We start from the raw sequence: 23,389 nt of genomic DNA, 5'->3' as shown, positions 1-23,389 counted from the left end.
AGCATGACTGACCAGCAGCCCACCGAGCTCTTCACCATCCATGGTGACGCGATCATCGGTCCCACCGGGCGGCCCAAGCATGAGTTCCCCGAACCTCTGCCGCTGGACTCGCACGGCCCCGCACGGATCATCGCCATGGTCAACCAGAAAGGCGGGGTGGGAAAGACCACCAGCGCCATCAATCTAGGTGCCGCATTGGCCGGGTACGGTCGCCGCGTCCTGATGGTGGACTTTGACCCGCAGGGCGCACTTTCTGCTGGCTTCGGGGCAGCTCCCCATGATCTGGATACCACCGTCTACAACGTGCTGATGGATCGCAGCGTCTCGGTCCATGACGCGCTGATCCGCACCCATGTGCCCGGAGTGGACCTGCTGCCGGCGAATATCGACCTCTCCGCTGCTGAAGTCCAGCTGGTCACTGAGGTGGGCCGCGAGCAGGTGCTGGAGCGGGCGCTGCGTCAGGTGCGCGATGACTACGACGTCATTCTCATTGACTGCCAGCCCTCCCTCGGCCTGCTCACCGTCAATGCTCTGACAGCTGCCCATGGTGTGATCATCCCGCTGGTGGCGGAGTTCTTCGCACTGCGTGCCGTGGCGCTGCTGAAGGAGACCATCGAGAAGGTCCAGGACCGCATCAACCCTGACCTGGAAGTCGACGGCGTGCTGGTCACCATGGTGGATCTGCGGACCACCCACGCCAAGGAAGTCATCCAACGGATCGTGGAAGCCTTCGGCGACAAAGTATTCGAAACCGTCATCAAGCGATCGGTGAAGTTCCCCGACGCCACAGTAGCCGCGGAGCCCATCACCAATTACGCCACCAAACATGAGGGCGCCAAAGCCTACCGCCAGCTGGCCCGTGAGCTGATCCTGCGCGGGGCCTCTGCCTGATCATGTCTCTGGGGCAGCCTGAGGCTGAGGTCGAAAGCCATGCTGGCTTCACCGTCAGCCTGCAGGGCTTCGATGGGCCCTTTGACCTGCTGCTAGGCCTCATCGCCAAGCGCAAAATGGACGTCACCAAGGTCGCCTTGGCGGAGGTCACCGACGAGTTCATCGCTTATGTGCGCACCCTGGACGCGCAGAAGGCCCTGGATGAGTCCTCCAATTTCGTCTTTGTGGCGGCGACCTTGCTGGACCTGAAGATCGCTCAGCTGCTGCCCGGGGCGCAGGTGGAGTCAGAAGAGGATATTGCGGCGCTGGAAGCTCGTGACCTGCTCTTTGCGCGGCTGCTGCAGTACCGGGCGTTCAAGCAGATCGCCGAGCAGCTCAATACAGCAGTTTCCGAGAACGCAGGCCGCTTCCCGCGCCGCCCAGGAGTGCATCCGGACTTAGCCGGTCTGCTGCCGGAGCTGGTGTGGAACACCACCGCCGCAGATATCAAAGCCCTTGCCGAACGCGCCTTCTCGCGGAAAGAGCTCGAACCAGACCATGTAAAGCTGGAGCACCTGCACGCCCACGCGGTCAATGTCCGTGAAGAGATGGCGCTGATGACCCAGCAGCTGCGGGCTGGCGGGGAGTCCACTTTCACGGAGCTGGTCGCCGAGGCCGATAACCGGCTGGTCGTCGTCGTGCGTTTCTTGGGCCTGTTAGAGCTGTACCGGGACCGGCAGGTGGAATTTGACCAGGAGATCCCGTTAGGCGAGCTGCTGGTGCGCTGGTCAGGAACCGACGACGACGCCGCCAGCTCAGCTTCCCGCGCAGCTGCCGAATGGGATCAGGACGATCAAGAGGAAGAACCGGATGACAGCGACACCTGAACGCGAGCAGCTCAGCCATGAAGAAGCCCTCGCAGCGCTCGAGGCTGTGCTGATGGTGACCGAGGAGCCTGTCACCCCGGCAGAACTGGCCACCGCGGTGAAGCTGCCTGAGCACCAAATCGTCCCGCTGCTGGATGAGCTCAAAGCAGACGCCGACGGCACGCCCATCACCGGGACTCCGGAAGAAGCCCGCCCAGCCAGACAGCGCGGGTATGAGCTGCGCGAAGTTGCCGGTGGCTGGCGCTTCTACTCGCGTCTGCGCTACGCGGAACAGGTATCAGCCTTTGTGCTGGGAGGTCAGACCTCGCGGCTCTCCCAGGCCGCTTTGGAGACCCTGGCGGTAGTGGCCTACCGACAGCCGGTCTCCCGCTCGGCGGTGGCAGCCATCCGCGGTGTCAACGTGGACGGCGTCGTCCGCACCCTGGTCCAGCGCGGACTGCTGGACACCGCGGGCACAGACCCCGTGACCGGTGCCACCCTCTACACCACCACAGCGGAATTCCTGGAGCGGCTGGGTCTGGACTCCATAGCGGACCTGCCCCGGCTGTCTCCCCACCTGCCCGGGGTCGAAGACCTCGATGAGGTTGATGAGGCCGGGGACCGCTAGAATTCTTTACCATGACATCTTCGGGAAAGCGCCGCCAGAACAAGCCGGCGCCGCGGGCAGCGCGGGCCGCTCGCACCCCGAACCCGGGGCAGCGCGGCGGGCCGTTTGCAGGCGAGCATCCGGAACGGCTGATCGTCTCCCAACCGCAGCGCTCCAAGCCCCGCCAGGACGAGGCTGAAGCCAACTTCGAGGCAGTGCACACCCCCGATGGCGTGCGCCTGCAGAAGGTCCTGGCCCAAGCCGGAGTGGCCTCGCGTCGGGTCTGCGAAGACCTTATCGCCGAGGGGCGGGTCAGCGTGGACGGCAAAGTCGTCGTCGAACCCGGTGTGCGGGTAGATCCGCAGCAGGTGACTATCCACGTCGACGGCGTGCAGGTCAACCTCGATGTTGAGCACCAGTACGTGATGTTCAACAAGCCGGCGAAGGTGATGTCCACCATGAGCGACCCAGAGGGTCGCCGCAGCATTGACGACTTCCTTAACTCCGAGCAGCGTCGGGCCAGGCTCTTCCACGTGGGCCGTCTGGACTATGACACCGAGGGTCTGTTGCTGCTGACCAACGACGGCGAACTGGCCAATCGGCTCAGCCACCCCTCCTATGAGGTGCCCAAGACCTACCTGGTGGAGGCTGCCGGCAGCGTGTCCAAGCAGACCGCCAAACAGCTTGAGCGCGGCATTGAGCTGGAGGACGGTCCTATTGCCGCTGACACCTGCCGGATTCTGGGCTCTGCCGGCCGGCGCACCATGGTGGAGGTGACCCTGCACTCCGGGCGCAACCGGATTGTGCGCCGCATGTTCGAAGCGATCGGCCATCCCGTCCAGCGTCTGGTGCGCACCGGCATCGGCCGCATCACAATCGGTGACCAGCCACAGGGTACTCTGCGGTCGCTGGGCCCGCAGGAGATCGGTCACTTAAGAGATCTGGCATCAGGCACGGCGGAGGAGCGCTCATGATGGTCGCTCCTGTCACCGCCCCCATCCTGATCCGCGGCACAGGTCTGCTCGGTACCAGCATCGGACTGGGACTGCGTGCTGCCCACTACACCGTGCTGCTCTCAGATCCTTCCCCGACGGCGGAAGCCATCGCCCAGGACATCGGTGCCGGCATCCGTCTTGGTGACGCAGGCGAGGACCTCCCAGGGCTGGTGATCGTTGCCGCCCCACCTGAGGCTGTGGCCGTTGAAGTCGCCAACGCGCTGGTCAGCTACCCGGAGGCCGTCGTCGTCGATATTGCCTCAGTGAAAATCGGGATCCTAGCGCGGCTGCTGGAGATGGCAGCTGATGCTGAGACTGCCCTGACCCGCACCGACCTCAGCCGCTATGTGGGCACCCACCCGATGGCCGGCCGGGAGAAATCCGGTCCGGTTGCCGCCCGTGGCGAACTGTTCACCTCCATGCCCTGGGTGGTGTGCCCGGCAGTTGATCTGAGCACCGGCGAGCAACTATCGGCAGAGACTGCAGTCGCCGACGCCGTCCAGCTGGCCCGCACGCTCGGGGCCAGCGTCCACCGCATGGACCCTTCCACCCACGATGACTCTGTGGCGCTGATCTCACATCTGCCGCAGGTGGCGGCCTCGCTGGTGGCCTCCCGCCTCCAGGACGCCCCAGCAGATGCTCTGGCGCTCTCTGGAAATGGCCTGCGTGATGTCACCCGCATCGCCGCCAGCGATCCGAATCTGTGGGTGCAGATCCTCTCAGCCAATGCGCAGCCGGTGGTGGAGATCCTCTACGGGCTGCGAGAGGACATCCAGCGCCTGATCACCACCTTGGAGGCCCCCACCGCCCCTGGCGGACAGGCTGATATTGCTCAGCTGATTGCCGAGGGCAACGCCGGTGTGGCCCGAGTGCCCGGTAAACATGGTGCCCCACCGCAGTCCTTCGCCGTGGTCACGGTGATCGTTGATGACAAGCCCGGACAGATCGCTGCGGTGCTCAATGACATCGCAGACATCGGGGTCAACGTCGAAGACCTGCGCATGGAGCATTCCGCGGGCCACCAGGTAGGTATGGTGGAGGTGTCCGTGCTTCCGGGCAAGCGTGAAGAACTGGCCCAGGCGCTGACGAATATCGGATGGAAAGTGGTGCTTTCGTGAAGGACAGACTGATCATTGCCGTGGACGGGCCCTCCGGCTCCGGCAAGTCCAGCGTATGCCGGGCTGCAGCAACTCAGCTGGGCGCCGACTACCTGGACACCGGTGCCATGTACCGGGCCGCTACCTGGTACTGCCTGGACCAGCAGGTGGATCTGGATAACGAGGACGCTGTTGCCTTCGCCGTGGAGGAACTGCCGCTGAAAATCTCCACCGACCCGCAGCATCAGGTGATCACCATCGGTCAGACCGACGTCACCGAAGCCATTCGCGAGCCCCGTATTTCCGAGGCGGTCAGCGAGGTCGCTACCAACCGCAAGGCTCGCCAGCTGCTGATCAACGCGCAGCGCCGCATCATTGATGAATCCGGGTTCATTGTGGCCGAAGGCCGCGATATCACCACTGTGGTGGCTCCCGACGCCCAGGTCCGGGTGCTGCTGACCGCCTCCGCCGAGGCCCGGCTTCGCCGTCGTGGTCTGCAGCTGGAGTCAGAATCCGGGGCGGCACAGTCCGCAGAAGCCCTGCAGCGACAGGTGCTGGAGCGGGACAAGAAAGACTCCGCGGCATCGAACTTTACCGAGGCCGCCGACGGCGTGGCCGTTCTGGACTCCTCAGATCTGAGCTTCCAGGAGACCGTGGACTCGCTGCTGAGCCGTATTGCGGCCGTACAGCAGTCCGACACTAAGCAGAAAGCACTGTAGATGGCAGACGAAGAGGAATACACGCCCACCGGTGATGAGGACCGGCTGGCCGAGCGGCTCGCCGCCATCACCGAGGATGAGGCCGAGGCCCGCGCAGCGGCTCTGCGCGCCGGGCTCGAAGACTATGAGCTGGACGAGGAGGACGCCTACCTCCTGCAGCATCAGGACGACGACGGCGACTACATCCCCTATGTGCCCGCGCCCCCGGTGCTGGCCATCGTGGGACGCCCCAATGTGGGTAAGTCCACCCTGGTCAACCGCATCATCCGTTCCCGGGAAGCCGTGGTGGAGGACGTCCCCGGGGTGACCCGGGACCGCGTCTCCTATGACGCGGAATGGAACGGCAAGGACTTCACCCTGGTGGACACCGGCGGTTGGGAGGCTGACGCCAAGGGCGTCCATAAGCGCGTGGCCGAACAGGCAGAGATCGCCGTGGACGAGGCCGACGCCGTCGTCTTTGTGCTCGATGGCCTGGTGGGCGCCACCGCGGTGGATGAAGCCGTGGTCAAGATGCTGCGCCGGAAGAAGAAGCCGGTGCTGCTGGCGGCCAATAAAATCGATTCCACTGTCCAGATGAGCGAGGTCTACCCGCTGTGGAACCTCGGCCTCGGCGAGCCGTTCCCGGTTTCAGCTCTGCACGGCACCGGTACCGGTGACCTGCTGGATGCCGCAATGAAGGCGCTGCCGGATACCGCTCAGCACGGAGGAATGATCCCGCTGGGCGGTCCGCGCCGCGTGGCCCTGGTGGGACGGCCCAATGTGGGCAAGTCTTCGCTGCTGAATAAGTTGGCCGGGTCTGAGCGCGTGGTGGTGGACAATGTCGCCGGCACCACGCGTGATCCGGTCGATGAGCTGATTGAGCTCGGCGGCGAGCAGTGGCGCTTTGTGGATACCGCCGGCATTCGGCGTCGTCAGCATATGGCCTCCGGTTCGGAGTACTACGCCATGCTGCGCACCCAGCGCGCCCTGGATAAGGCCGAGGTGGCGGTGGTGCTGCTGGCTGTTGATGAGCCGGTCTCCGAGCAGGATGTGCGCATCATCCAGATGGCCGTGGACTCCGGACGCGCCCTGGTGCTGGCCTATAACAAGTGGGACCTGCTCGATGAAGAGCGCCGGTACTACCTGGAGCGTGAGATCGAACGCGATCTGGGCCATGTGGCCTGGGCACCGCGGGTCAATGTGTCGGCGAAGACCGGTTGGCATAAGGACAAGCTGGCACCTGCGCTGTCCACTTCGCTGACCAACTGGGAGCAGCGGATCTCCACTGGTCGGCTCAACGCCTTCCTCGGCGAACTGGTGGCGGCTCATCCGCATCCGGTGCGTGGTGGGAAGCAGCCGCGTATTCTCTTCGCGACCCAGCCTGCCTCGCGTCCGCCGAAGTTCGTGCTGTTCACCACTGGATTCCTGGACCCCGGTTACCGGCGGTTCATCACCCGCCGACTGCGCGAGACCTTCGACTTCACTGGTACGCCCATTGAGGTGCAGATGCGGGTGCGCGAGAAGCGCAAGCGCCGCAAATAAGTTGCTTGACGTAGGCCCACAGGATGCAGCTGGTGTGTCTGCTTCACACGGTGGCGCAGTTTGACGTTATTTCTGGCTTGTTGAGGAGCCGAATACGGTCAGAGTGCGCCACCGTATGCGTATCGGCTAGCGGTAGCCCAGGGCTGTCTCGACATCGCGGGTGATTCCGGCCAGGGCGTCCCAGCTGGAGCCTTGGCTCATGATGCTGATGACATAGCTGCCTCCGGGATGGCGCACAATGGCGGCGTCGTGGAGGTAGCCGTTGATGAAGCCTGGCTTATTCAGGACCTGCCCGGTGCTGCCGGCGGGGATCCCTTGCCGGTGGATATTGGCGCCCAACGCATTGCGCAGCCGGTCATGGCTGCCTCCGCTCATGTTCAGCTGCCCTGACTCCAGACGCAGCAACAGAGCTGTGAGGTCGTCGGTGGTGGTCTTGATGCCGGAGTTGCCCTCACCGGGCCCGGTGCCGGTGGCACCTGCTGCGCGGGCGTCGTCGTAGATGCTGGGCCAGCCGAGCTTGGGGCCCAGCACCTCGGGGCAGGGGTTATCGCTGAGCACGATCATGTCCTGGAAGCACTGGGCAACATTGCGACCGCCGGTGACGGGTTCATCCCAGCTGAGACTGCCGGCCTCTACCCGGCGCAGGATGCTGTAGGCCAGGTAGAGCTTATAGGTGCTGGCGGTGGTGTATCGGGTATCCCCGCCTACTGAGGCGCGGCGCCCCTGTCCGCCGACCTCCACCAGGCTGATGGAGATCTGTCCAGGGTAGCTAGCCGCCAGCTGAGCCAGATAGGCGCTGAGGTCACCGCTGAAAACCGTGGGCTCAGAGAACGACGGCGGGGGAGTCGGCTCAGCAGTGGGCACTGGTTCTGCCTGACGGGCTTGTTCCGCGGCGGACTCTTGTGTCTGAGCCTCTGCCTCAGCGCGCTGTTGTTCTGCGCGTTCCTGTTGTGTGCGTTCTCGTTCAGCACGTTCTTCGGCTTCGCGCTGCTGGCGGGCTTGTTCGGCGGCTTCAGCTTCCTGCCGAGCGGCTTCTTCTTGTGCTGTGTGGTGTGCTTGGGCCAGTGAGGCGGCGAATGACCGGACCTCATTGCGCGGCAGCACCCGATCGGTGAATCCCCGCTGAGGATTCGTCACAGTGCGGGCGTGTTCCGAGGTGGCCGATGCTGACTGGGGCTGTGCGCCCTGGTAGGAAGCACTCAGCCGGGCCGCCAGGGAGCTGGCCGCGGCGCGTGCTGATAGTTCCTCCGGCGAGGTGGCGGCAGCTGAGTCCGGGCTCGGGGACTGCTGGCTGACAGTCAGGACTGCAGGTTCGGCAGAGAGGGGCGCGCCAAAGGCAGCGGATGATTCAGCAGGCGGTGTGCATCCGGTGATCAGCAGTGCAGCGGTCAGCGCACCGGCAACAGATTTCCCAGGCACACTCGCTAAAAGGGGAAGACGCGAGTGCATAGGGATCAGAGTAAAAGGATGAAGGCTGAATCCCTGGGATTTCGACGGCGCGTAGGATGCCATGCATGAAACAGCCACCCCTGTCTTTGATCGTGGAGATCCAGCAGAAGTTCGCGGCCCGGGGTATACACAGCGTGGTGGGCGGCTCGGCGGTGCCCGCTTCTTTGGGTCTGGTGGAGGAAGTCCAGGACTGGGATCTGCTCACCGATGCGGCACCCGAGGCGGTTCAGGAGGTCCTGGAAGTGCTGGAGTGCCGCTATGAGCGGCTAGGACCGGCAGGCGTCTTCCGCTCCGCGGGGTTATTCCGGGTGAGCGCTGAGGACCACGCCATCGACATCATTTCCAGATTCACGATCGAGACCCCCGAGGGGCCGGTGCACATACCTGCCCGCGCGGGGGATCAGTGGCAAGGACTGGTGCTGGCCCGTCCGCAGGAGTGGGAGCTGGCGTACCGGCTGATGGGCCGTACCCAGCGGGCTGATCTGCTGCGCGACGCGCAAGCGGCGAGAGATTAACGGGTCAGCGGGTGCACTTTTGGGTGAGACTGAGCGCCCTCCCGCAGGGGCAGGGCCTAGGAGTCGGGTTCCATGAGCAGGATCAGCGTCTCAGCGTCGAGATCGCACTCCAGCTCATAAGTGCCTGATTCCGGAACCTCAACCGCTGCGAAGGCGAAATGCGTTTGACGGCGGCCCTCAGCGTCCAGGCTCTGCGGTTCTGGGATATTGAGGTTTTCGCTTGCCTCTCCCAACGGGAGCTCGCCGATCGTGCAGTCTTGGGGGCCGACATGCGGCAGGCTGGCGCGGCGAGTCAGCAGCCACAGCCTTCCTGTGTGAGGTGTCTCGATGACCGTCTGGCCGTGCGTTTCGCCGTGAATCTCGTCCATGGACTCGAATCGGTCCTGGACCTCACGCAGCTCGGGGTCGTTGGCTGCAGATTCAAGCTCGTCTGCGATGACGGCTTCGCAGGCGCTGGTACTGATTACGGTGATCATCAGCGCGGCGCAGGCCAGTAAGACTCTAGGATTCATGGTTCTTGGCACGGCACCAGTTAATCACTAAACATAGCGCCTGGGCGAGAGCATGCAGGGTGCATAAAAAAGCCCCTGCTTTCCGCATAATCGCTGGGAAGCAGGGGCTTAACTGTTGGTCGGGCTAGCGGGATTTGAACCCACGACCTTCCGTCCCCCAGACGGACGCGCTACCAAGCTGCGCTATAGCCCGAAACCGTGACTTGCCGAGTCAGTTTCCTGTCGGAAGCACCGGAACAGTCTACATCATAAAAATAGCCTGCGTCTCATCGGACACAGGGAACCCGCCGTCGGGCCGCAAGAAAAGCCCGCGGTATACGGCTGAAAATAGCGTCGACTCCTGCTTTTTCGCTGAGTGCAGCCTTGAGCTCAGGTGGGAGTCTGCACTGAGCTGGGAGTTTCCTTAGAGTTCACTTCTGACCTGCAGTTTTAGCTACAGAATCATCGACGATGAAGGGCCGCGGGGGTTACTCTGCCACTGTGCGGACCACTTGGTTCGCTTCACAGACGAAGGTAAGGAGACTGTTTATGCATCGCCTCACCGCAAGAATTCTCGGCGTCGTAGTTCTTTTGCTGGGCGTCGTCGGCCTCTTCATTACCGATGATCACCTGCTGGGGATCATGAATGTGGATCTCCCGCTGGACATCATCCGCATCATTATTGGCGCGGCGCTGCTGTACGTGGGCTTCGGTCCGGCTAGCCATGCCGCCGCCAAGACTCTGATCATCATCGTCGGTGCCATGTATGTGCTGATGGGTCTGCTGGCTCTTGCAGATGACACCCTGTTCGGGCTGCTGCCCACCGGATTTACCGGCTTTGATATCGGCTTCCACTTGGTGGTGGGCATTGCTGCTCTCACGATCGCCTTCATGCCGGTGCGCGACCACGACCGCCATTCGACGATCACTGGTCGACACTGAGCACTCAGGCAGCGTGAGACGCTGACACACTGATATGGGGCGCGGTAGCCTCTGGCTATGACCGCGCCCCATATCTATGTCACCCGGTCCCTGCCCGGGAACTCACTCAGCGCCCTGCACAGCAATGAGCTGCCGGCCGTGGAATCACCACCGGACACCCCAGAACCACCAAGCCGCGCCGAACTGCTCAGCGGGGTCGCTGGAGCGGAAGCTGTGCTCAGCATGGTCACTGACCGCATCGACGCCGAGTTCCTCGAAGCCGCCGGTCCGCAGCTGAAGATCGTGGCGAACATGGGGGTCGGCTACGACAACATTGATCTGCACGCGGCAGCCCAGCGCGCGGTGACCATCACCAATACTCCGGGAGTGCTCGACGACGCCGTGGCTGATCTGACCATGGGCCTTCTTCTGGGCAGCGTGCGTCGGATTGCAGAAGCCGACAGATTCATCCGCAGCGGCACCGCGTGGACCTGGGGACCGCGAGACTTCGTCGGCCTGGACGTCTCCGCCGGTGCGGTGCTGGGCATTGTAGGGCTCGGGCGCATAGGCATGGCAGTGGCTCGACGCGCTCAAGCCTTCGGCATGCGGATCCTGGCTACTGGCAGCCGCGCGACCTCTGAGGAAGCTCGTGCCCTCGGCGTAGTACCCTCCACTCTGGATGACCTGTTGCCGCACATCGATGTGCTGAGTCTGCATTGTCCGCTCGATCCGAGCACTCGTCACCTGATCTCCGCAGCGCAGATGCAGAGCATGAGACCTGGGTCCTGGCTGATCAATACGGCGCGGGGCCCGTTGGTGGATGAGGAAGCACTTGCGGACGCGCTGGAGAACGGACACCTAGCAGGAGCCGGTCTAGACGTGCATGAATTTGAGCCGCAGGTCAATGAGCGTCTGATGGCTCTGGACCAGGTAGTGCTGCTGCCGCATATCGGCTCGGCCGGTGATGCGACGCGGCATCGGATGGCAACCCTGGCAGCCCGCAATATCGCTGAGGTGCTCGCAGGCCGCGGCCCGTTGACCCCCGTGGCGCTTCCGGGGGCCTAAGCAGCAGGGTTAAGCCTTGCGCCCCTGATAGCGTCCCAGTGCCTCATCGCGGAACTCATAGAAGCGGCCCTGTGTGATGGACTCGCGGATCTTATCCACCAGGGTGACGGTGAAGTACTCGTTGTGGATGGTGCACAGTGTGGAGTACAGCATCTCCTTGGCCTTAAAGAGGTGATGCAGATAGGCCCGGGAGTAGTTCTGGCAGGTGTAGCAGCCGCAGGACTCCTCAATAGGGGAGAAGTCCCGCTTGAACTTGGCCTGCGGAATATTGAAGTAACCATCGGCGGTGTAGACCCGGCCGTTACGCGCCACCCGTGAGGGCTGCACGCAGTCGAAGGTATCAGCGCCGTTCTCAATGGCGGTGAAGAAGTCCTCCGGTTCGGAGATGCCCAGCAGATGACGGGGCTTATTCTCCGGCAGTTCCTCAGAGACCCAGCCCACAATGGTGCCCAGATTCTCCTTCTCCAGGGCGCCGCCAATGCCGAAGCCGTCAAAGGACTGCCCCTGAACCTCCATGGCGCCAAGATCCTGGGCGGCCTTGCGACGCAGATCCTCGTACTGTGCCCCCTGCAGCACACCAAAAAGCGCCTGATACGGGCGGTGGCTGCGTTCAGCGGTCAGCTCCCGATGGGCCACCAGGCAGCGCTGCGCCCACAGGCGTGTGCGCTCCAAAGACTCCACCTGGTACTCGCGGGTGTTGAACAGCGTAGTCAACTCGTCGAAGGCGAAGATGATGTCCGCCCCGATCTCATGCTGCAGCTTCATGGAGATCTCAGGGGAGAAGCGGTGGATGGTCCCATCAATATGGGATTTGAAGGTCACGCCGTCGTCATCCACAAACGCGCGGCGCTCATGCTCAGGGGCCACGGCGTCGTCGTTAGCTACCCGCGAGGAGTCCATGGAGATGGTCTTCTTGAACCCCGAGCCCAAGCTCATGACCTGGAATCCGCCGGAATCGGTGAAGGTGGGGCCCGGCCAGTTCATGAACTTCCCGAGCCCGCCGGCGGCGTCGAGGATATCGGTGCCCGGCTGCAGGTTCAGGTGATACGCGTTGGCCAGCACCGCCTGGGCGCCGAGTTCGCTCATCTCATCTGGACGCACGGCCTTGACCGTGGCCTTAGTGGCTACCGGAATGAAGGCCGGGGTCTGAATCTGACCATGCGGGGTGTCGATGGTGCCGGTACGTCCCAGTGCTCCTTCGATCCGGTCATGGACCTGATAGCCGAAGCTGTCCCGGTTCGCCTGGGGATGTGGGGGCGCGGATTCCGGGCTCGGGGCGAAGGGGTCGGCGGCTGGGGCAACAGGTGTATCGGGCACCCGTCGATTCTAGTCGGGCCGACCAAACCCGGATCCGCGCTGGTTTAGCGGACGTAGATGTTGCCGGGATCCTCCGCCAAGGACTGTGCAGCGTGGGGCACCGCGCGCCTCCTAGACTAGGCCGGTGCCTGACTTCACCTGGAACAACCTGCAGCGAACCGCCTACCGGCTCTGGCCGGGGGTGGCGCTTGCACTCATCATCGCCGCTGCCGCCCACCGGCTGATCGCAGAATGGGTTCCGGTCTCCAGTCTGCTGGTAGCCATAATCCTGGGTATCGCTCTGCGCACGCTGGGGTGGGTCCCGGACTGGGCAGAGACCGGGCTGAAATGGTCCGCGAAGTTCCCGCTGCGGCTGGGCATTGTGCTGTTGGGGCTGCAACTGGCGGTAGGGGATGTGCTTGGGCTCGGGGCCGAGGTCATCGTCATTGTGCTGGTCACCGTGGTGGTGACCTTCTTCGGGATGCGCCTACTTGGTCCCTTGATGAGGGCAGATAAGACGACGACGGCGCTGCTGGCCACCGGTACTTCCATCTGCGGCGCATCGGCAGTGGCTGCGGCCGCTTCAGTACTGGACCGTGGCGATGGACGCGATGCTCAGGGCCGGCACATTGAGTCGGCCACCGCCACCGCACTGGCTGTGGTGACTCTCTACGGCACCGTGGCCATGCTGGTCCTGCCGGTCCTGGTTCCGATGCTGAGTTTGGGTGAGCGTGAAGCCGGCGTGTGGATCGGGGCCAGTGTTCACGAGGTGGGGCAGGTGGTGGCCGCGGGTGGCCTAGTAGGCGCCACTGCACTATCGGTGGCCACCATGGTCAAGCTAGCCCGAGTCCTGCTGTTGGCACCGGCAGTGGTGACGCTGCGGCTGGGGGAATCCCGCGGGCAGGCGAAGGGCCAACAGGGCCTCGCGGGTGGAAAGCGACCACCGCTTTTGCCATGGTTCGTGGTCGGCTTTCTGGCCGCAGTAGCACTGAACTCGCTCTGGCCTCCTGAACCAGGAGCCGCAGACTTTATTGCCCAGGTGACCACCATGTTGCTGACCGTGGCGATGGTGGGAATCGGTGCGGCGGTGAACCTCAAAGACCTCCGACGCACAGGCGGCCCGGCACTGGCACTGGGCGCGGCAGGTTCCCTCATTGCTGGCGGAGTTGCGCTCTTGGGAGTGTGGCTGCTGCTGTAGGGGAGGAGCGCCGACCGCGAGACCTCGACACCTGCCCTCGACACTGGTTCGAATCTATGTTCGAATAGGTGCATGCGATGGCAGGGCCAGAAGATTGCTGACGACGACGGCGCGGCACTTCTTCCTATGAAGGGCTTGGTCCGCAGTGTGCGCACTCCGGACTTTGAGGGCGTGACCTTCCATGAGGTTGCCGCAAAGAGTGCGCTGAACCGGGTTCCGGAGCAGTCGAATATGCCGTTCCGTTGGACCGTGAATCCCACTCGCGGATGTCTCCACCGCTGTGTCTATTGCCTGAGTCCCGAAACGCTAGTCCTCATGGCTGATGGGCGGCATAAACCTATTGCAGAGATAAAAGTGGGCGATCGAATAGTAGGTACAGAGCTCAGAGGGCGCTACCGCTACTTTGTTGCCACAGATGTCAGTGCTGCCTGGCGCACGAGGAAACGTGCACAGCGCATTACCCTCGCGGATGGTACGGAGCTGGTCGCGAGCCGAGATCACCGGTTTCTGACTGAACGCGGATGGAAGTTTGTTGCACAAGAGCCTGCCGTAGCGAGCCAACGACCGCATTTGACGGTCAACAATAAACTAATGGGTTTTGGTCTGGGCGGTGCCCTAGCTGGTTATATGCCGCCACAGCAGAGTCTCGAGTATCGACGCGGCTACTTGGGTGGCATGATCCGGGGTGACGGAATGCTCGTCGATCGAACATACACACGGAAAAGCACGGGAAAGCCCTACAGGGTGACGATTTTCCGGCTCGCTTTGGCCGACTCAGAAGCGCTGATACGCAGTCACGAGTTCCTTGCCGCCGAGGGGGTTTCCACTACCTTCCGGCCATTCACGACGCAAACTGAAAAGCGTGCGGCTATGACAGGTATTTTCACCGCGACACGGGACGGTTATCAGCGTATTAAAGAAGTGATTCGTTGGCCAGAAACACTGAGTGAGGACTGGTGCAAGGGGTTCCTATCAGGCATATTCGATGCCGAAGGATCATTGTCGGGGAGCGCGCTAAGGGTCTCGAACAAGGATGATGAAATCCTGTGGCACCTAGAGAGTGCATTAGGTGTCTTGGGGATTCCATTCATTCGGGAACCTGTTGCTCCGAATGGAGTGACGACGATCCGAATCACCGGGGGCAGGGCCTCGTACCGCCGCTTCTTTCAGCTAACGGATCCTGCCATAACGAGGAAGTTGACCCTCCTGGGGAAAGCCGTGAAGACATTCTCAGACCTCCGGGTCCAGAGTGTGGAGGACCTTGGGTCTGACCAGGACATGGTGGACATCACAACTGGAACTGGGGACTTCATTGCCAACGGGGTGATCAGCCACAATTGCTTCGCGCGCAAGACTCACGAGTATCTGGATCTGGACTCTGGCAAAGACTTCGATACGCAGATCGTGGTGAAGACCAATATTGCCGAGGTGCTGCGTGCTGAGGTGAATAAGCCTTCCTGGAAGCGTGAGCACGTGGCGTTGGGAACCAATACCGATCCCTATCAGCGCGCTGAAGGGCGCTATCAGCTCATGCCTGGGATTATTCGGGCCTTAGCTGAATCCGGGACACCGTTCTCTATTCTCACCAAAGGCCCGCTGCTTAAGCGGGACCTGCCTCTCCTTGTTGAAGCGGCCCAGCACGTGCCGGTATCGGTGGCAGTTTCCTTGGCCATGACCGATCCGCAGTTGCAGCAAAAGGTGGAACCTGGGACTCCTGACCCACGCGCCCGGCTGAACCTGATTAAAGCAATCACCGACGCTGGCCTGGAGTGCAACGTATTGGCCATGCCGATCTTGCCGTGGCTTACGGACTCCACGGCCGCTCTCGACCAGTTGCACTCATCCTTAGCGGAGGTCGGAGCCAACTGGGTCAGCACTGGTGCCCTGCATCTGCGGCCCGGTGCCCGCGAGTGGTTCATGCAATGGCTTGCCGCAGAGTATCCGGAGCTTGTGCCTAAATATCGCCGTATCTATCGCAGTGCCAAAGGCGGGTTCAGCACATATGTCTCTAGTGAGTACCGGCAATGGTTGGGAAAGCGGGCTGCCGAGGCCCGCCGTCGTCACGGTTTTGAGCGGCACTCCGATGTCACCTGGCGGGAGCGGGTCTCGCCGGAGAAGCCGCTGGACTCTCCTGCCTGGGATGCTTCCCAGTCTGAACTCCCAGGACTGGAGCTCACGCCCACGGGCCAGCCCGCGCTGTTCTGACTAGCCTTTAAGACCGCCGGTTGCCGGTGTCCTTCCTCGATGTTGACGGTGCTGACCTTCGGCGAGGGCTGGACGTTACTCAAGCGGACCTCTATCTCTTGGGTGACGGTTCAATCGCGCCCATACTTCACCGAGGCTCGGTCCACCCGGAGGGCGTCCCTGTCGAAATTCTGCGAAAAGGGCCACCCGCTGTTCCGGTGTTGCCCCAACGGCGTCCATGAACAACTCAAGGTTGACTTCCGAGTGCTCGAAAAGTGGGGCTGCCATTTTGAGTTCAACGGAGGCGTTGGGGTCCTTACCCGCCATGACTCGCAAGCTCGGGTGTCTTTCAGCGAGAAGATCGAGTGCTGCGGAGGTGCTAGAGCCAAATATCAGCATCTGTGCAACGTCCGCTTCAGGGAAACAAGCTACCGCTTCAGCGTGCCTCGACGACAAGTCAGGCTGCATGGCCAGCGTGCCTCTCTCGCGCCTGTCCCCTGCAACTATGATCCGTTCGCGCTCATCTGCTGAGACATGGGGCACTCCGCCTAAAAAGCTAGAGCTGTGGCCGTCAAGGTGCACGTTCTTCTCCTCATCGCATCGCGCGCTCAGTCTAGAGATGCTCGTCACGCATGGGAAGATGGCGCCGCCTAAGGAGGGCTCTCCTGCCGTGGGGCACAGTGACCTCACCTTTCGTGACCAGCCTTCACGGCGGCCGGTTGCCGGTGTCCTTTTACGCTCCCGAAACAAAGACGTGATTGTATGCAATCAGGCTTCGATGTGACGCGCTTCATGAAAGGACACCGGATCTATGACATTCACCCACGCAGAGGACTTCACCACCAGGCCCACCTTGGAAGGGCATTTCGGGATGTCTGCCTCCACCCACTGGCTTGCCACCGCCTCTGCCCAGGCAGTGCTGGAACGCGGGGGCAATGCTTTTGACGCCGCCGTCGCCGGAGCGTTTGTGCTGCACGTGGTGGAGCCTCATCTCAATGGACCCGGCGGGGATATGACCGGACTTTTTGTCACCGCGGAGGATCCTTCCCACCCCACAGTTCTGATGGGTCAGGGGCCCGCCCCGGCAGCGGCAACTCTGGAGCACTACACAGGCCTTGGCCTTGACCGGGTGCCCGGAGCCGGCGCCCTGGCAGCGGCGGTGCCGGCCGCCGTCGACGCCTGGCTTCTACTGCTGCGCGATCACGGCACATGGGATCTCGCCGATGTCCTGGCATTCGCTATCGACTACGCCGAAAACGGTCACCCGGTGGTTCCGCGTGTGCCGGCAACCATCCGCACCGTCAAGGAACTCTTCGAGACGCACTGGCCGACCTCGGCCCAGCACTGGATGCCAGACGGGGAGATCCCGAAGCCAGGTCAGATCATCACCAACCGCCCCTACGCCCAGGTCCTGCGGGAGCTCATCGAGGCAGGAAGTGACACTTCCAGCAGAGAGGAGCGGATCGATGCGGCACGTCAGCAGTGGAAGACCGGCAAGGTCGCCCGAGTGGCCGCAGATTTCGTCACTACATCCCACCGCCACTCCGACGGCGGCGATTACGCCGGTGTGATCACCGCCGAGGACTTCGCCAGCTTCTCAGCCGGTTATGAAGACGCCGTCAGCATTGAGTTCCGCGGTTACACGATCGCCAAAATCGGACCGTGGGGACAGGGACCTGTCCTGCTGCAGACCCTGAAAATCCTCGACGGCTTCGAGGACCACCGGTTGGATCCCGGCACTGAGTTGGGCGCACACACCATCTTGGAGGCGCTGAAGCTGGCAATGGCTGACCGGGATACCTACTATGCCGATGGCCAGGTCCCCCTGGAGACACTGCTCAGCGATGACTACGCGGCACAGCGTCGTCAACTCATCAGCGAAGAGGCCTCCCTGGAGTTCCGGCCAGGGGACATTCCCGGCATGAAGAAGGTCCTGCCGCTGTTGGAGGAAGCCGACGGCGGAAGCGGCAGCGCATTCGGTGGGGGAGAGCCCACAGTCAGCCGCGATGGTGAGACCAAGGGCGATACCTGCCATATCGACGTCGTGGACCGCTGGGGCAACATGATTTCAGCGACCCCCTCTGGAGGGTGGCTGCAGTCCTCACCTACGATCCCTGAGCTGGGTTTCCCGCTGGGTACCCGACTGCAGATGAACTGGCTGGATCCGGAGTCGCCCAGTGCGCTGCAGCCTGGCCGGCGTCCGCGCACCACGCTGACCCCTACGCTGGTGTTTAAAGACGGCCAGCCAGTGATGGCCCTGGGCACTCCCGGTGGAGACCAACAGGACCAGTGGCAGCTGCTTTTCCTGCTGCGCTATTTGGTGGGCGGGCACACTCCGCAGCAGGCCATTGATGCTCCGGCGCTGCATACCACCGCCTTGCCGTCTTCCTTCTGGCCGCGCCAGTGGACTCCCGGGGGCGCCGTCGTTGAGGACCGGTTGGGAGAGGAGGTCATCTCCGGGCTGGAGCACCGCGGGCACCGCATCACTCATGCAGGCGACTGGACGCTGGGCCGGCTCTCCTGCGTGACCCGTGACCCGGCTACTGGGCGGCTGCAGGCCGCCGCGAACCCGCGTCAGGCGCAGGGCTACGCAGCAGGACGATGACTCGCGATTCTCGTTCCGGGACTGTGACCAAACAGATCCGGGGAGACATCATCAACGGAGAACTCCCCGCCGGCTCGCGACTGACAGAAGCACTGCTGGCTGAGCGCTACCAGGTCTCGCGGATCCCGGTTCGGGAATCATTGCGGGCCCTGGCAGCCGAGGGGCTGGTGGAGATTCGCCCCTATGCGGGGGCGAGGGTGGCTGCAGTCCCTGATGATGATGCGGCCGATCTCTTCGCGATTCGCATCGAGCTAGAAGGTGCGACGGCGCGGCGGGCAGCTGAGCGTTCCCGGAATATTGCGAGCGCCGGGGGAGGGGGCGCTGGATTCCAGCAGCTGCGCGATCAGCTGGGCCAGGTGCTGATTGCTGGCGATGCGGCAGTCTCCAGTGGTGACTTCAGGGAGCTGGCTGCACTGAATATGCGTTTCCATCAGCTGGTGGCTGAGCTCAGCGGCAGCGCGACGCTGGCGTCACTGCAGGAGCAGATCTCTGGCCGCATCGAATGGCTGTATTCAGTGAATCTCACTCAGCGCGGCGGCCAGGCGTGGGCGGAACACCACCAGATTCTCTCGGCCATCGATGCAGGGGATCCACTGCGTGCGGTGGAGCTGATGAGCGGGCATGTGCGGAAGTCCAAGGAGTCATACTTTAAGCACATTGCAGCGAAGCAAGCTGCTTCCTCGGCAGAGGTGAGAGACTGAATCCATGAGCGTTATCAAGATCAATGCCATCACCGTCCCGGAGGGTTCAGGCGATGAACTCGGTAAGCGCTTCGCCGCCCGTCATGACTCGATGAACGGCACCCCCGGGTTCCTGGGATATGAGCTGCTGCAGCCCACAGATGGTCGCAACACCTGGCTGGTCATCACCCGCTGGGAATCGGAGGATGACTTCGAGAACTGGCGCAACTCTCAGCAATTCCAGAAGTCCCACGGAAACACCGACGACGACGCCGAACCTCGTCAGAAGCCTGTGGGCATGTCTGCTGAACTATGGAGCTACACGGTCTCGGTCACTGGCTGACATCGTGTCCAACTAGGTTCCAGCCACCGGTGCTGGTAACCTATATCGGTCAGCTCACGGGCTGACCCCCGCCTCCGTAGCTCAGGGGATAGAGCGTTGGTTTCCGGTACCAAAGGCCGCAGGTTCGAATCCTGCCGGGGGCACTCTGCGAAAAAGCCCTGCATCTCGTTGTTTGGAGATGTGGGGCTTTTTCTTTGCTTCGATTCGTCTCACACAGGTCCAATGCCGGGTCTTTAGTTCGCTGGGCCCCAAAAGTGGCGGCAACGGCCGGACCCTAGCAACGGCTCGTTATGTGATCGTGATTATCTCCGAAACGCCAGAGTGACTGATCTCTCGACAAGCGGCATAAATCCCCGAGAATTCAAGGATCGAAGAGGATGGCCGCCGCAGTTGCCACCTTCTCGGTGGTCCCTCTCGTTATCCGGATGTTACATACGTTATGAAGTTGTTATATAGTCCTCTGTGTCTTCGGACGGCCCTCGTGTCGATCCGCTGCTTGGTCTCGCCCCACCGGGGAGGCGAAGCATCTAACTACCGCAAATAGACAGAGGACTTTGAAATGACCAGCAACACCAACAGCCGCTCCGGCGGACAGCAGCGTCGCACTGCACGTCTGAGCCGCGCGACTCTCACCGGCCGGGCCACTGTAGTCGCACTGGCAGCAACAGGACTCGTAGCCAGTGGCGGAGTCGCCGCCAACGCCGAGACTCCTGCAGAGGCAGGACGTGCGGCCACCACCATTGACCTCGGTGCTGCGTTGCAGGCCGAGCCCGCATCTGCGAACTCTGCAGTGACCGTCGCCGCGGGCGCTGACATCCCCCTGAGCTTTGACCGCCCCATGGTCAAGAGCACACCCGCTCCGGAACCAGCACCGCAGCCCGAACCGGTCGAAGAGACCGTAGCCGCTGAGGCACCAGCTGAGCCCCAGGGCACTGTCCAGCCTGCCCAGGAGCCCCAGGCCACTCCGCAGTCTCAGCCTGCACAGGCCACCGCGCCTACCGAATCCGCGCCTCAGCAGACGGCGCCCGCTGAGTCCGCCCCGCAGCAGTCAGCCTCCGCTGACACCAGCAGCGGAACAACCGTGGCCTCCTCCAGCGCCGCCCCAGCTCCAGCCACCAACGGCAACGGCCTAGTCCAGGCTGCCTATGCAGGTATCGGTTCACCCTACGTCTGGGGTGGCACCTCCACTGCTGGTTTCGACTGCTCCGGCTTCGTCAATTGGGTCTACAACCAGGCTGGCCGCGGTGGACTTCCCCGGACCACCTATGCAATGGAAGCTTCGCTGCAGCATGTCTCCAGCCCGCAACCCGGTGACATTGTGCTGGCCAACGGTTCCTCCCACGCCGCAATCTACGTCGGCAACGGCCAGGTCATCTCCGCAACGCCATCCGGCGGTGTGCGTCTGCACGGCATGCACGAGGGCTGGCACCGGGTCAACGCCATCGTCCGCGGCTGACCCAGTGGTTGATTTCCTAGGGTTTCGTCAGCAACTGTGAGTTTTGACCTCTAGCCTGAGGTGATGAACTCAGCCCAAGGCGATGAATCCGACGATGCCGCTCCGGGAAGCCGCAACTCCCAGAGAGCAGCTAGTGCTTCCCAAGCAGTGAAAGAGCTCGGGGAAACCGCGACCGGAAGAGCCTCCGGGGAACGGGCCACCGAGATTGAGGAGCGTTGGGAGAACCGGCTGGCCTGGCCGGTGCTGATCGCCGCGATCGTCTCGGTGCCAGCGGTGTTCCTGACCCTGCTGGATGAGCCCTTCGAGATGATCGGTCATATAGGACTGTGGCTAGCCACAGTCGTGCTCGTGGTAGAGACCGTGGTGCTCTTTCTGGTCTCTCCGAAGAAGATCGAATGGGTCCAGCGCAACTGGTGGCTGATTGGACTCACTGTAGTCGCGACCCTCGCCGTGATCTTCAGCGTCGGCCCCATGCAGCTCTTCCGTTTGCTGCGCAGCGTAGGCGCCCTGCGCGTGATGCGAGCCAAGCAGGTAGCCAAAGCAGGGGAGTCACTGGGGAAGAAGGGTAGATCCCAGTGGCGTCAGCACCTCGGTAAAGTGCTGGCCACCTTGGTGGTCGGTGCCTTCGTCGTGATCGCGCTGATCGACCCGGAGTCTGAGGCTCGCATGTTCCTTGAGAATCTGGTGGGCGAGGAGTGGGCGATCGCGGCGGCCTTCGCCGCAGGCATCGTCACCATGGGCGCCATGTACCTCCTAGTGCGCGAGCCGCGGGACCAGAACGACCGCGACAGCACTGCCAAGGAATAGCGTATTAATGAAGGCCCGGAGACATCCGCAGTCTCCGGGCCTTCATTATGTTGGAATTCAGTACGCTACAGCGAAGCGTGTCCTCCGGTGCCGGGGCTTCTCAATCTCATCTACCACCGCAATAGCAAGGTCCTCGGCCGAGAGATCCGAGTTGCCGTCCTCGTCATTGAGCAGAACATCGCCGCCTAGCCGGTAATTGCCCTTGCGCTCACCGGGGTTATAGGCGCCGAAACCAGCGGCAGGGCTGACGTAGAACCAGTCCAGGGAGTCATCGCTGCCCTGCAGCTTCTCCCATACGCTGATCAGCTCAAAGGCCTCGGGCTTGAACTCTTCGGGGAAGCCGTCAGTATCGACCAGACGTGGACCATCTTCGGCGACTTTCAGGGAGCCGGCGCCGCCAATCACGCCGACGCGGATGCCGGTCTCCAAGGCGATAGGAATGAGGGTCTGGGCGACCTCAAGCACTTTGCCCTCCATATCGCCCCGCGGCGCCAGGGCCAGAATCAGCACGTCGGTCTGCTGCGCAAGCTCTTTAAGGAAGGTTCCGTCGGTAGCATCGCCACTGACATAGCGCGGCCCCTCAGCCTGTTGCTCGGTAGCCCGTCGTGCCACAGCGGTGACCTCATGTCCGCGTGCTGCAGCCTCCTGCGCAATGGCTGCGCCAGCATAGCCGGTGCCACCTAGAACTGTGATTCGTGTCATCGAAGCGCTCCTTGCCGTTGTTGTCCGCAAATGGGGTCAGTGCAAGAACAACGACGGCGCCCCCACACTTCCCGGCGCCCCCACACTTCCCACAGGTGCGCCCCTGGCTGGAGGCTGACGTGCTTAGGATGGGTTATGCCCGAGCTTCCTGAGGTGCACGCCCTAGCTGCTGACCTGAGCTCCCGACTGGGAGGCCGCCACGTTGAGCGCCTGGACCTGCTGTCTTTCACCGCGTTGAAGACCTTTGATCCGCCTGCTTCGGCACTGAATGGACTTCAGGTGCAGGCAGTGACCAGGCATGGTAAGTTCCTAGATTTTGTGATCGGCGAGTTGCATCTGGTGGTTCATTTGGCCTTGGCCGGGTGGATCAGATGGCGCGAGGATGCTCCGCCGTCGGCACGTCCACGAAAGAGCGCCATCGCTGCGCGCCTGGTGCTGGAGGATGGTTCGGGTGTGGATTTCACGGAGGCCGGAACCAAGAAATCCTTAGCCCTGTATCTGGTCAAGGACCCAGCAGAAGTTCCCGGCATAGCACAGCTGGGTCCGGATGCCCTCGCAGTGAATCAGGAGGAATTCGCGCAACTGCTCGCTGGCCAGGGCAAGGCGCGGATCAAAACAGTACTGCGCAAGCAGTCGGTACTCGCCGGGATTGGCAATGCCTACTCAGATGAAATCCTCCATGCTGCGCGGATGTCGCCGTTTCACCCCGCGGACATGAACGACGACGACGCCGCCCGGCTCTATGCTGCGATGCGCCAGGTGCTTCTTGGGGCAATAGACCGCACCGAAGGGCACCCGGCCAGTGAGCTGAAGAAGGAGAAGAAATCAGCTTTGTCAGTTCACGGCCGATTCGGTGAATCCTGTCCGGTCTGCGCTGACAGTGTTCAGCAAGTCGTCTATGCAGATTCCAGCTTCCAGTACTGCCCTACCTGCCAGACAGGGGGCAAGAAGCTCTCAGACCGCGGCATGGACAGACTGCTGAAATAGTCAGCCACGAGCCGA

General features: G+C 62.6%; 22 protein-coding genes and 2 tRNA genes. 19 read left to right on the top strand and 5 right to left on the bottom strand.

The features are described from left to right. Window positions 1-3: 3 nt before the first annotated feature. From ABEA23_RS14150 to der, 7 genes are read left to right on the top strand one after another with little or no spacing between them, the layout of a single operon-like run. A complete protein-coding gene (locus ABEA23_RS14150) occupies window positions 4-891 on the top strand; it encodes a ParA family protein (RefSeq protein WP_044496504.1) in 888 nt (295 codons plus the stop codon). A gap of 2 nt (window positions 892-893) precedes the next feature. Next, window positions 894-1,757, top strand: a complete 864-nt coding sequence (locus ABEA23_RS14145; protein ID WP_345478620.1) for a segregation and condensation protein A — start codon at window positions 894-896, stop codon at window positions 1,755-1,757. Then, the gene (scpB, locus tag ABEA23_RS14140) at window positions 1,741-2,364 is read left to right on the top strand and encodes an SMC-Scp complex subunit ScpB (protein ID WP_345478619.1); all 624 of its coding nucleotides are present in this window, start codon (window positions 1,741-1,743) and stop codon (window positions 2,362-2,364) included. The genes ABEA23_RS14145 and scpB overlap by 17 nt, the downstream gene beginning before the upstream one ends. Before the next feature lie 11 nt (window positions 2,365-2,375). Next, on the top strand, window positions 2,376-3,317 hold the full coding sequence (locus ABEA23_RS14135) for a pseudouridine synthase (RefSeq protein WP_345478618.1): 942 nt from the start codon (window positions 2,376-2,378) through the stop codon (window positions 3,315-3,317). Next, window positions 3,314-4,456 (top strand): prephenate dehydrogenase, encoded by a 1,143-nt coding sequence (locus ABEA23_RS14130; protein WP_345478617.1) that lies wholly within the window; start codon window positions 3,314-3,316, stop codon window positions 4,454-4,456. Before ABEA23_RS14135 ends, ABEA23_RS14130 begins: the two co-directional genes overlap by 4 nt. After that, window positions 4,453-5,154: a (d)CMP kinase gene (gene cmk / locus ABEA23_RS14125; RefSeq protein WP_345478616.1), complete on the top strand. Its 702-nt coding sequence runs from the start codon at window positions 4,453-4,455 to the stop codon at window positions 5,152-5,154. The genes ABEA23_RS14130 and cmk overlap by 4 nt, the downstream gene beginning before the upstream one ends. Next, on the top strand, window positions 5,155-6,675 hold the full coding sequence (gene der / locus ABEA23_RS14120; protein WP_345478615.1) for a ribosome biogenesis GTPase Der: 1,521 nt from the start codon (window positions 5,155-5,157) through the stop codon (window positions 6,673-6,675). Between the two features lie 126 nt (window positions 6,676-6,801). Here der and ABEA23_RS14115 read toward each other — a convergent pair whose 3' ends face one another. Further along, window positions 6,802-8,094 (bottom strand): serine hydrolase, encoded by a 1,293-nt coding sequence (locus ABEA23_RS14115; protein WP_345478614.1) that lies wholly within the window; start codon window positions 8,092-8,094, stop codon window positions 6,802-6,804. A 95-nt stretch (window positions 8,095-8,189) separates the two neighbouring features. Here ABEA23_RS14115 and ABEA23_RS14110 point away from each other — a divergent pair, with 95 nt between their 5' ends. Then, a complete protein-coding gene (locus tag ABEA23_RS14110) occupies window positions 8,190-8,639 on the top strand; it encodes a hypothetical protein (protein ID WP_345478613.1) in 450 nt (149 codons plus the stop codon). 56 nt (window positions 8,640-8,695) lie between these two features. Here ABEA23_RS14110 and ABEA23_RS14105 read toward each other — a convergent pair whose 3' ends face one another. Together ABEA23_RS14105 and ABEA23_RS14100 are read right to left on the bottom strand one after the other, a co-directional pair. Continuing rightward, entirely contained in the window at window positions 8,696-9,151 is a 456-nt protein-coding gene (locus ABEA23_RS14105) for a hypothetical protein (RefSeq protein WP_345478612.1), read from the bottom strand. A 116-nt stretch (window positions 9,152-9,267) separates the two neighbouring features. Continuing rightward, window positions 9,268-9,344: transfer RNA gene (locus ABEA23_RS14100), tRNA-Pro, on the bottom strand. Between the two features lie 335 nt (window positions 9,345-9,679). On the opposite strand from ABEA23_RS14100, the gene ABEA23_RS14095 reads away from it, so the two are divergent. Further along, entirely contained in the window at window positions 9,680-10,072 is a 393-nt protein-coding gene (locus ABEA23_RS14095) for a DUF4383 domain-containing protein (protein ID WP_345478611.1), read from the top strand. 57 nt (window positions 10,073-10,129) lie between these two features. Continuing rightward, window positions 10,130-11,116, top strand: a complete 987-nt coding sequence (locus ABEA23_RS14090; RefSeq protein WP_345478610.1) for a 2-hydroxyacid dehydrogenase — start codon at window positions 10,130-10,132, stop codon at window positions 11,114-11,116. Window positions 11,117-11,125: 9 nt separating this feature from the next. On the opposite strand, the gene tgt is transcribed toward ABEA23_RS14090, so the two are convergent. Beyond that, window positions 11,126-12,433, bottom strand: coding sequence for a tRNA guanosine(34) transglycosylase Tgt (gene tgt, locus ABEA23_RS14085; protein WP_345478609.1), 1,308 nt, complete (start codon window positions 12,431-12,433; stop codon window positions 11,126-11,128). A gap of 124 nt (window positions 12,434-12,557) precedes the next feature. On the opposite strand from tgt, the gene ABEA23_RS14080 reads away from it, so the two are divergent. The 8 genes from ABEA23_RS14080 (at window position 12,558) to ABEA23_RS14045 (ending at window position 21,685) form a co-directional block, all read left to right on the top strand. Next, on the top strand, window positions 12,558-13,610 hold the full coding sequence (locus ABEA23_RS14080; RefSeq protein ID WP_345478608.1) for a YeiH family protein: 1,053 nt from the start codon (window positions 12,558-12,560) through the stop codon (window positions 13,608-13,610). Window positions 13,611-13,682: 72 nt separating this feature from the next. After that, window positions 13,683-15,815, top strand: coding sequence for an intein-containing Rv2578c family radical SAM protein (locus ABEA23_RS14075; RefSeq protein ID WP_345478607.1), 2,133 nt, complete (start codon window positions 13,683-13,685; stop codon window positions 15,813-15,815). A gap of 790 nt (window positions 15,816-16,605) precedes the next feature. Beyond that, window positions 16,606-18,399 carry a gamma-glutamyltransferase family protein gene (locus ABEA23_RS14070; RefSeq protein ID WP_345478606.1) on the top strand — a complete coding sequence of 598 codons (1,794 nt, stop codon included), beginning with the start codon at window positions 16,606-16,608 and terminating at the stop codon, window positions 18,397-18,399. Further along, a complete protein-coding gene (locus ABEA23_RS14065; protein ID WP_345478605.1) occupies window positions 18,396-19,100 on the top strand; it encodes a GntR family transcriptional regulator in 705 nt (234 codons plus the stop codon). Before ABEA23_RS14070 ends, ABEA23_RS14065 begins: the two co-directional genes overlap by 4 nt. 4 nt (window positions 19,101-19,104) lie before the next feature. Next, the gene (locus tag ABEA23_RS14060) at window positions 19,105-19,422 is read left to right on the top strand and encodes an antibiotic biosynthesis monooxygenase family protein (RefSeq protein ID WP_345478604.1); all 318 of its coding nucleotides are present in this window, start codon (window positions 19,105-19,107) and stop codon (window positions 19,420-19,422) included. A gap of 70 nt (window positions 19,423-19,492) precedes the next feature. Continuing rightward, window positions 19,493-19,565, top strand: a tRNA-Arg gene (locus tag ABEA23_RS14055). A 416-nt stretch (window positions 19,566-19,981) separates the two neighbouring features. Next, window positions 19,982-20,878, top strand: a complete 897-nt coding sequence (locus tag ABEA23_RS14050; RefSeq protein ID WP_345478603.1) for a C40 family peptidase — start codon at window positions 19,982-19,984, stop codon at window positions 20,876-20,878. Between the two features lie 63 nt (window positions 20,879-20,941). Further along, a complete protein-coding gene (locus ABEA23_RS14045; protein WP_345478602.1) occupies window positions 20,942-21,685 on the top strand; it encodes a hypothetical protein in 744 nt (247 codons plus the stop codon). A 57-nt stretch (window positions 21,686-21,742) separates the two neighbouring features. On the opposite strand, the gene ABEA23_RS14040 is transcribed toward ABEA23_RS14045, so the two are convergent. Next, the gene (locus ABEA23_RS14040) at window positions 21,743-22,387 is read right to left on the bottom strand and encodes an NAD(P)-dependent oxidoreductase (RefSeq protein ID WP_345478601.1); all 645 of its coding nucleotides are present in this window, start codon (window positions 22,385-22,387) and stop codon (window positions 21,743-21,745) included. Between the two features lie 135 nt (window positions 22,388-22,522). Between ABEA23_RS14040 and ABEA23_RS14035 the strand changes: the two genes are divergently transcribed. After that, window positions 22,523-23,374 carry a DNA-formamidopyrimidine glycosylase family protein gene (locus tag ABEA23_RS14035; RefSeq protein WP_345478600.1) on the top strand — a complete coding sequence of 284 codons (852 nt, stop codon included), beginning with the start codon at window positions 22,523-22,525 and terminating at the stop codon, window positions 23,372-23,374. Window positions 23,375-23,389: the final 15 nt, after the last annotated feature.

The organism is Nesterenkonia rhizosphaerae, assembly GCF_039544555.1.
Lineage (GTDB): Bacteria > Actinomycetota > Actinomycetes > Actinomycetales > Micrococcaceae > Nesterenkonia > Nesterenkonia rhizosphaerae.
The sequence above is the reverse complement of the archived record's forward strand: the minus strand, read 5'-3'. Positions and strand labels throughout refer to the sequence as shown.

Bases quoted from the DNA above. Each gene is read 5' to 3' on its own strand.
- ABEA23_RS14105 (WP_345478612.1), bottom strand. From the start codon at position 9,151: ATGAATCCTAGAGTCTTACTGGCCTGCGCCGCGCTGATGATCACCGTA.
- ABEA23_RS14145 (WP_345478620.1), top strand. From the start codon at position 894: ATGTCTCTGGGGCAGCCTGAGGCTGAGGTCGAAAGCCATGCTGGCTTC.
- ABEA23_RS14130 (WP_345478617.1), top strand. From the start codon at position 3,314: ATGATGGTCGCTCCTGTCACCGCCCCCATCCTGATCCGCGGCACAGGT.
- ABEA23_RS14090 (WP_345478610.1), top strand. From the start codon at position 10,130: ATGACCGCGCCCCATATCTATGTCACCCGGTCCCTGCCCGGGAACTCA.
- ABEA23_RS14035 (WP_345478600.1), top strand. From the start codon at position 22,523: ATGCCCGAGCTTCCTGAGGTGCACGCCCTAGCTGCTGACCTGAGCTCC.
- ABEA23_RS14070 (WP_345478606.1), top strand. From the start codon at position 16,606: ATGACATTCACCCACGCAGAGGACTTCACCACCAGGCCCACCTTGGAA.
- ABEA23_RS14050 (WP_345478603.1), top strand. From the start codon at position 19,982: ATGACCAGCAACACCAACAGCCGCTCCGGCGGACAGCAGCGTCGCACT.
- ABEA23_RS14075 (WP_345478607.1), top strand. From the start codon at position 13,683: ATGCGATGGCAGGGCCAGAAGATTGCTGACGACGACGGCGCGGCACTT.
- ABEA23_RS14040 (WP_345478601.1), bottom strand. From the start codon at position 22,387: ATGACACGAATCACAGTTCTAGGTGGCACCGGCTATGCTGGCGCAGCC.
- ABEA23_RS14095 (WP_345478611.1), top strand. From the start codon at position 9,680: ATGCATCGCCTCACCGCAAGAATTCTCGGCGTCGTAGTTCTTTTGCTG.
- ABEA23_RS14060 (WP_345478604.1), top strand. From the start codon at position 19,105: ATGAGCGTTATCAAGATCAATGCCATCACCGTCCCGGAGGGTTCAGGC.
- ABEA23_RS14150 (WP_044496504.1), top strand. From the start codon at position 4: ATGACTGACCAGCAGCCCACCGAGCTCTTCACCATCCATGGTGACGCG.
- ABEA23_RS14135 (WP_345478618.1), top strand. From the start codon at position 2,376: ATGACATCTTCGGGAAAGCGCCGCCAGAACAAGCCGGCGCCGCGGGCA.
- der (WP_345478615.1), top strand. From the start codon at position 5,155: ATGGCAGACGAAGAGGAATACACGCCCACCGGTGATGAGGACCGGCTG.
- ABEA23_RS14110 (WP_345478613.1), top strand. From the start codon at position 8,190: ATGAAACAGCCACCCCTGTCTTTGATCGTGGAGATCCAGCAGAAGTTC.
- scpB (WP_345478619.1), top strand. From the start codon at position 1,741: ATGACAGCGACACCTGAACGCGAGCAGCTCAGCCATGAAGAAGCCCTC.
- ABEA23_RS14065 (WP_345478605.1), top strand. From the start codon at position 18,396: ATGACTCGCGATTCTCGTTCCGGGACTGTGACCAAACAGATCCGGGGA.
- ABEA23_RS14045 (WP_345478602.1), top strand. From the start codon at position 20,942: ATGAACTCAGCCCAAGGCGATGAATCCGACGATGCCGCTCCGGGAAGC.